The sequence below is a fragment of the Nostoc sp. 'Peltigera membranacea cyanobiont' 232 genome (genome assembly GCF_002245985.1).
In the GTDB taxonomy this organism is placed as follows: Bacteria; Cyanobacteriota; Cyanobacteriia; order Cyanobacteriales; family Nostocaceae; genus Nostoc.
Genome location: NZ_NOLK01000021.1, coordinates 70948 through 79021, shown reverse-complemented (window position 1 = coordinate 79021; position 8074 = coordinate 70948). Strand labels below are relative to the sequence as shown.

The 8074-nt window shown below is 40.1% G+C and carries 5 protein-coding genes; 3 read left to right on the top strand and 2 right to left on the bottom strand.

The window, feature by feature from the left end:
- Positions 1–133 precede the first annotated feature (133 nt).
- Entirely contained in the window at positions 134–595 is a 462-nt protein-coding gene (locus CDG79_RS09920) for a globin domain-containing protein (protein ID WP_094341980.1), read from the bottom strand.
- 317 nt (positions 596–912) lie between these two features.
- On the opposite strand from CDG79_RS09920, the gene CDG79_RS09915 reads away from it, so the two are divergent.
- The 3 genes from CDG79_RS09915 to CDG79_RS09905 all read left to right on the top strand — a co-directional run bounded on the left by CDG79_RS09915 (position 913) and on the right by CDG79_RS09905 (position 5432).
- On the top strand, positions 913–2349 hold the full coding sequence (locus CDG79_RS09915; protein ID WP_094341979.1) for a carotenoid oxygenase family protein: 1437 nt from the start codon (positions 913–915) through the stop codon (positions 2347–2349).
- Positions 2350–2805: 456 nt separating this feature from the next.
- Positions 2806–3456 (top strand): response regulator transcription factor, encoded by a 651-nt coding sequence (locus CDG79_RS09910; protein WP_094341978.1) that lies wholly within the window; start codon positions 2806–2808, stop codon positions 3454–3456.
- 68 nt (positions 3457–3524) lie between these two features.
- Entirely contained in the window at positions 3525–5432 is a 1908-nt protein-coding gene (locus CDG79_RS09905) for a sensor histidine kinase (protein WP_094341985.1), read from the top strand.
- A 311-nt stretch (positions 5433–5743) separates the two neighbouring features.
- Here the strand turns inward: CDG79_RS09905 and glgB are convergent, their stop codons facing one another.
- Positions 5744–8035: a 1,4-alpha-glucan branching enzyme gene (gene glgB, locus CDG79_RS09900; RefSeq protein ID WP_094341977.1), complete on the bottom strand. Its 2292-nt coding sequence runs from the start codon at positions 8033–8035 to the stop codon at positions 5744–5746.
- Positions 8036–8074: the final 39 nt, after the last annotated feature.

Genomic DNA, 8074 nt, shown 5'->3' with positions numbered 1-8074 from the left:
CTGCTCCCCTGCTCCCCTGCTCCCCTGCTCCCCTGCACAAGCACGGGCTTTGAGAGGTGTGGTGAGAAATCAGGGATTAGTATTGTAGGGTATTGCCAAATTAATTAATGAAATGCTGTACTAAATTCTGTCGTTATAAATGCACAAGGTGTTGTTTTCTCTCTTCACCCATATATATCTCATCTTCTCTGTGAATGAACACTTCTGACAATGCCTGATAAGCTTCACACCAAGCCGCCATCACTTCTTCTGTAGCAGCTTCTCCCAAAACATCTTTCATCGCTTGCAGTAAACTTTCCCCGACAATAGGATATTGCTCTGGTGTAACATGAGTCTGCACATGACGACGGACAATCTTCTCTACCATCGACTTTAAAGCAGGCAAATTATCAATTTGATTGGCATAGCTATAAACTGCTGTAGCTAATCTCGCAGGCTGAGAACCATCTGCTTGAGCCGCCATACTAAATTGTTCTCTAACCTCTGGATGATTTTGAAACATAATTTCATACATCCGAGTTGTGATTTGCTCACCGTTCTTTTTCAAAACAGGTGCTGTAGATTTGACGATATCTATTGTTTGTTGGCTAACCATAGTTTTTCAACCACTTGGAATATTGATTGACTTCACTTTAGTGATTATTCCTATTGGTTACTATGAGCTAGCTCAGTTAAGGGGTAAGTAACTACGCAAAATTAATTACAGTCATTGCGAGCGAAGTGAAGCAATCTCAGCCCTTGCGATTGCTTCATTTCGCTTCTCTACGAGACGCTAACGCGAACGCTGAATTCGCAATGACATTGTGTAATTAATTATGTTTACCTACTTATTATCATTAAAAAACTGCAACAAAGATGAAAATGTAACAATGGAAGTATGTACATCGATCGTTTATCAAGCAATAATTTGATATGCATACAATTGAGAAGAAGTCAACAACAAAAGCCTGGGCAGGTGCGATCGCAGAACCAGCAAAAGAATTTCCCTCTACGCAATTGCCAATTATCTCTGGTAAAATCCCAGATGGCTTGCGTGGCACACTTTACCGGAATGGCCCCGGACGGCTAGAACGCGGTGACATTAACATGGGACACTGGTTTGATGGAGATGGGGCAATTCTTGCTGTAAATTTTACCGATGCAGTTGCAACTGGTGTTTATCGCTATGTGCAAACTTCTGGCTATCAAGCAGAAACCGCAGCAGGTAAACTAGTCTACGGCAATTATGGTATGACTGCACCAGGGCCAATTTGGAATCAATGGCAAAAGTCCGTTAAGAATGCTGGCAATACTTCAGTGCTGGCACTTCCAGATAAACTTTTGGCACTGTGGGAAGGTGGTAAACCCCACGCCCTCGATTTACAAACTTTAAAAACTTTGGGCGAAGATGATTTAGGAGGATTAACTAAAGGATTAAACTATTCCGCACATTATAAGCGTGACGAGGAAACAGGGGAGATTTTTAACTTTGGCATCAGTCCTAGAAAAGATGCGACGCTGAATATTTACAAAAGCGATTCCACTGGGCAGATTATCCAACAAGCCGTATACGAGTTAGATAGTATACCATTGGTGCATGATTTTGTTTTAGCAGGACAGTATATTGTATTTTTCATTCCGCCAGTGCGGTTGAATGTCTTACCCTTGCTAATAGGGATAAGCAGCTATAGTGATTCTCTAAAGTGGCAACCTAAATTAGGAACTCAGATTTTAGTTATTGACCGAGAAACTCTATCTGTAGTCAGTCGTGGAGAAACCGAAGCTTGGTATCAATGGCATTTTGCTAATGGTTATGTAGATGCTAGCGGTTCAGTAATTGTAGATATTGCCCGTTATGAAGATTTTCAAACTAACCAATATCTGAAGGAAGTACCAACAGGTGAGACTCACACCTCAGCTAAAAGCACACTAACGCGAGTTCATTTGCATCCCCAAACTGGCAAAGTTACGTCAATTCAGCAACTATTAAACGAAAATTGTGAATTTCCGACTGTACCACAGCAAAATGTGGGACAAGCTTCTCGGTACACATATATGTCAAAATCCCGTTCAGGAACAGATATTAGCCAAGAAATGTTAAATGCGATCGCTCGTTTCGACCACAAGACCGAAACCCTCACCGAAGCAGATTTAGGAGAGAACCGTTATCCTTCAGAACCTATCTACGCCCAAGATACCCAAAACCCCGAACAAGGTTGGGTGCTAACCGTTGTCTACGATGGTAATTCTCATCGTAGCGAAGTTTGGATATTTGATAGCGATCGCCTGGATGCCGAACCAGTTTGCAAACTAGGATTACCTACCGTCATTCCCCACAGCTTCCACGGTACTTGGAACCCAGCCAAATAACCCTTTCCGTTTCTACAGCATTAAAACAACAACACTAAGTAAAAACCCATAGCATTGAGCAGACATAATTAATCGCATCCGTCCAATCGATCGGGTGCGATTAATTATTTGGTCATTATTCACTTACTTTTTATACTGGCTTGTATGCAATATTGCAGAAAACTGTATTGTACTTTGAGGGATGTTTTGCAAAAATTGCAATACGGATAAAAACAGTCAAGCAAATTTAGATTTATTCCGCCCACTAATGACAGCAGATGAATCGAGACGAAAAACTGCCTACACAGACTTAGTTTGATATAATCCCAGACTTCCAATGTTTTAGCGCAACGGCTGGAACACTCTCATTGCATAAGCTCCATCTACAAAGGTTGATTGCTACAAAGAAATATGCTTAAGAATCGGTTCGTGCTGATAAATTTATGAGAAGTCAATATTTACCTACAATCACCACTCATGAAAATCTTACTTATTGATGACCACCAATTAATTTTAACTGGAACCTTTAACCTACTCCAACAACAATATCCAAAAGCCGATATTGTCAAGGTCAAAACGGTATATGATGCTCTAGAAGAGATTGCCACTTCTTCCTTTGACTTGATTTTCATGGATTTATCAATACCAGAAAAAGCAGGGACGATCGCCCAAATTGATACAGGGATAAACCTACTTCAACAGTTACTTCAGAAATATCCCCAGCAGAACTTTTTGGTGCAAAGTAGTTATGTAAAAGCATTAGTCAGGATAAAATACGAGATTGATGAGCATCAAGGCGGATTTGCGATCGCAGACAAAGGATTATCAGAACAGGAAATGTTAACTCGTGTCTATATAGCAATTCAAGGTGCAACCCACACACAAGACATCAAAAATGGCTTAGAACTAAAGCCAGAGTGGTTAGAAGTTTTGAAATTGGCATTTGAAAAAGGATTAACAGATAAACTAATCTCCGAACAGATGTATAGGTCTGAACGTGCAGTGCGTACATATTGGACAAAAATTCAAGATGTTCTCGGACTTTATCCAGAAGATTGCAAAAAACAGGGAAAAAATATCCGTATTCAAACAGAGATTCTGGCTAGAAAAGAAGGATTAATTGATTAGTTATTTGTGAGCTAGGGTGGAAATCAAACCTAAAAAACCAGTAAAATCTCAGTTCATGTCTGATGCTTATGATATGGATTAATCTAAGAAGAATTCCGGCTGAAATCAAAATTCTGCTCCTAGCATCACTTCCAGGAACAGTATTTTTGATAATTGTAGTAATTGCACGGTTATGTGGTTTATTGCAAAATTTTGAATTGATGACGTTGGACACATTTTTGCGTTTGCGTCCTCTGGAAAAAACTGATGATAAAGTTGTAATTGTGGGTATTGATGAGAAAGATATCCGCAGTGTAAAAAATTATCCAATTTCAGATAGAGAACTTGCCAAACTGATTAAAAAAATCCAAAAGTATAAACCTATTGCAATTGGTCTTGACATAGTTCGAGATTTACCTGTTGAACCTGGTCATCAAGAATTAGTCCAGGTATTTCAGGACTATAAAAACATAATTGGCATCGAAAAAATATTACCTCCAGATCCAATTTTTGCAGCGCCACAACTACCGCCAAAACAAATAGGTTTTTCTGACATAGTAGCAGATAAAGATAGTCAATATCGCCGCTACTTACTTTTGACACCATCACCTCAAAACCCCAAAAATCCTCAACAATATAAATATTCTTTTGGACTCCAATTGGCAAAAGCTTATTTGTCTGCCCAAAACATTAATATTGAAAATGGGATAATTGACGAATCGACAATCAGATTTAAAACAACAGAAATCACTCCTTTTTCATCTAATTCTGGAGGATATGTCAACGAAGACGATAGCGGATTAAAGATATTAATTAACTTTCGCAATAGTAGTAAACCATTCAATATTTTATCATTGAATGATATTAAAAATGATAATTTCAATCCTAATTTACTACAAGATAAAATCGTTTTAATTGGGATCGTGGCTACCAGTGTTCCCGATTTAGTAAATACTTCTGCAATTGCTACTCAACAAATTAGCGGACAAATCTATGGAGTAGAATTTCATGCTCATGCTTGTTCCCAGATAATTAATGCAGTGATGAACGGACGACCATTGTTAAAAGTTTGGTCGGACGAGTGGGAATATTTATGGATAATAGTTTGGGGTTGTTATCCAATAATTATTTTTTGGTTAACACAATCTTTATGGAAGAATTTATTAGCTGTAGTTGTAGTAACTTTTGCCTTATTTGGTATGGGTTACTTGCTTATTTTATCCGGTTGGTGGATTCCCATAGGAGCGAGTTTATTCACCTTAACAGTAAATGGGTTAGGGTTGAGTGGATTCGCATTCGCTTTATATCAAAATAACCAAGTATTTAAAATTAAAATGAACGAACGCCAACATACAATTGAATATGCATTTACTGTGATTCATAATGGCCCTCTACAAACTTTAGCAAATGTTTTGAGACAGATGCAGGCTCAAGATTGGTCACATGATGAATTAAAATCACAGTTAGAAAAACTTAATTATGAAATTCGAGAAATTGGCGAATATTTAAAGCTGGAGACTTTATCTCAAGAAGAAAGTCTTCGTTTAGGTAGCGGGTTAAAAATTGACTTAAAAAGCCCGATACATGAACTTTTTTATGTAGTATATTCTAGTACCCTAGAACGATGCGATCTAGAATACTTAAAAAATATTAAGGTGAAAATTCGTATATTTGAACCAGTAGATGAGAAGTATTTAAGTGTTCAGAATAAACAAGAGCTTTGTTTATTTCTGGAAGAAGCTTTATGTAACGTAGGTAAACATGCTAAAGATGTCAAACGCATCGAAGCTATTGGTAAAAAAGACAATGATTCGTATACTCTTAGGATTCAAGATAATGGTTCTGGATTGATTTCATCTTTAGAAAGTAAAGGAACAAAACAACTAAAAAATATTGCCAAAAACTTGGGTGGTAATTTTAAGCGTGAAACCCTCTCTCCCAAAGGAACGGTCTGTGAAATTACTTGGAAGTTAGCAAATACTAAAAGTAGTAATTAGATGCTTTGCAATACTTCTCTGTTAAAACCAAAATAAGGTAGATTACTTTTATGCCCCAATAGGCGATCCTTAAGAGACCATTTATAAAGTAAACCTTAAATTGTAGGATGCGTTAAAGCAGCGCGTAACGCACCTGAAAATATGGTGCGTTACGGCTGAAGTAGACTTTCTCAAACCCTCAAATTCCTACACAGCCGTAACACACCCTACTTCATATTTACTTTATAGATGGTCTCTAAATCGGTGCATCTCAAATAATTCTCCTTACTCTATAAAATATTTTTTGGGTGGGCATCGCCCACCCAAAATTATTATCCAATTACCTCAGCAGTCTTCTTCTTATCCAACTTGAGAATCAACACTCCCAAAGGTGGCAAACACAAATCCAGCGAATAGGGACGACTGTGCAAAGACCAATCATCCGTCCACTTACCACCTAAGTTGCCCATATTACTGCCGCCATACTGACGCGCATCACTATTGAACAACTCAGTATAAAATCCCTTTTGCGGTACACCGATGCGATAGTGAGAATGGGGTTGCGGCGTAAAATTGCAAACCACGATCGCAAAATCATCCGAATCCTTGTCACGTCGCATGAAAGAAACTACACTATGACGGTTGTCGCTACAGTCAATCCACTCAAACCCAGGTTCAGCAAAATCCTGAGTGTACAAAACTGGTTCAGAACGGTAGAGATGGTTCAATTCCTGGAAAAACGTTTTTAACTGTTGGTGAGCTTCATGCTGCAATAAATGCCACTCCAAATCTGCCCAAGCATTCCACTCACTCCACTGTCCAAACTCCATACTCATAAACATGGTTTTCTTGCCTGGGTGAGCAAACATATAGCTAAATAAACAACGTACATTAGCTAACTTCTGCCATGTATCCCCCGGCATTTTACCGATGATATTGCTCTTGCCATGCACCACTTCATCGTGAGACAGGGCCAGCATGAAGTTCTCACTGTGGTTGTACCACATACTAAAGGTGATATTGTTTTGGTGGAACTGACGAAACCAGGGATCCATGCTGAAATAATCCAGCATATCGTGCATCCACCCCATATCCCACTTCAAGTTAAAGCCTAATCCGCCTGTGTAGGTGGGCCAAGATACCATTGGCCAAGAAGTAGATTCTTCAGCAATTGAGAGAATGCCGGGGAAATAGCTAAAGATAATGTGATTTACCTGACGCAGAAAATCTGCTGCTTCTAGGTTTTCTCTGCCACCATACTGATTTGGCAGCCATTCTCCTGGTTCGCGGCAATAGTCGTTATAGAGCATCGAGGCAACAGCATCGACACGAATCCCGTCAATATGATACTTGTCAAACCAAAACAGGGCATTTGCTGCTAAGAAATTACAGACTTCATGGCGACCGTAGTTAAACACCAAAGTACCCCATCCTTTGTGTTCGCCTTTGCGGGGGTCAGCGTGTTCGTAGAGGTGGCTACCATCAAAGAAAGCTAAACCATGTCCATCTTTGGGGAAGTGGCCAGGAACCCAATCTACAATTATCCCTAGATCATTTTGGTGACATTTGTCAATAAAATACATGAAATCTTCAGGGCTGCCAAAACGGGAGGTGGGGGCATAGTACCCAGTTACTTGATAACCCCAAGAACCATCAAAGGGATGCTCCGCAATAGGAAGTATTTCTATATGGGTGTATCCCAATTCTTTGACATAAGGAATAAGTCGCTCGGCTAGTTCCCGGTAGGTAAGGAAGCGTGCGCCCGGTTTAAGTTCAGAAACAACAACTACCGGTTCAGTTTCACCATTTGGCAGTTTAGCAGGTTCGGCACTGGAAGCGTGTAACCAAGAGCCTAAATGCACTTCATAAACTGAGACAGGCTGGGTAAGGGGCTCGGTGCGCCGCCGCTTTGCCATCCAGTCTTCATCATCCCAACTATAAGCATCTAAGTCAGTGACAATAGATGCTGTCTTCGGGCGGGCTTCCTGCTGGAAACCGTAGGGATCGGATTTTTCGTAAATGTGTCCTTCAAAATTTTTGATTTCATATTTGTAATGCTCTCCCACGCCGATTTCAGGAATAAACAACTCCCAAATTCCAGTGGGGCCTTTACGCATTTGGTGTTTCCGCCCATCCCAGAGGTTGAAATCTCCGAGCAATGAAACATTACGGGCGTTGGGTGCCCAAACTGCAAAATAAACGCCTTTAACACCGCCTATTTCCGTGGGGTGCGCTCCCAATTTTTCGTATATTCGGTGATGGTTCCCTTCACTAAACAAATGCAAATCAAAGTCTGTCAAGTTGGGAGAGCGGAAGGCGTAAGGGTCATAAGTTACACGCTCATTTTCCCCTTCCTTAATCCGTAACTGATAGTTTGCCAGTTCTGCGGTTTCAATAGTGCATTCAAAAAAGTGGGGATGATGCACTGCTTGCATTGGGTATTCTTTGCGTTGTTCAGGAAGAACGACCCATACTGCACTTGCATTTGGTAGGTAGGCCCGCACAGCCCAGACAGTTTTGCCGTCTTGTTGTATGGGATGAGAACCTAGTATTTCAAAGGGATCGTTGTGCTGATTCCAAACGATGCTGTTAACCTGTTCAGGGGCGATCGTGGTCATGGACATGAAGCTACCTACGTGAAATAACGTGATTGACTAAATCTA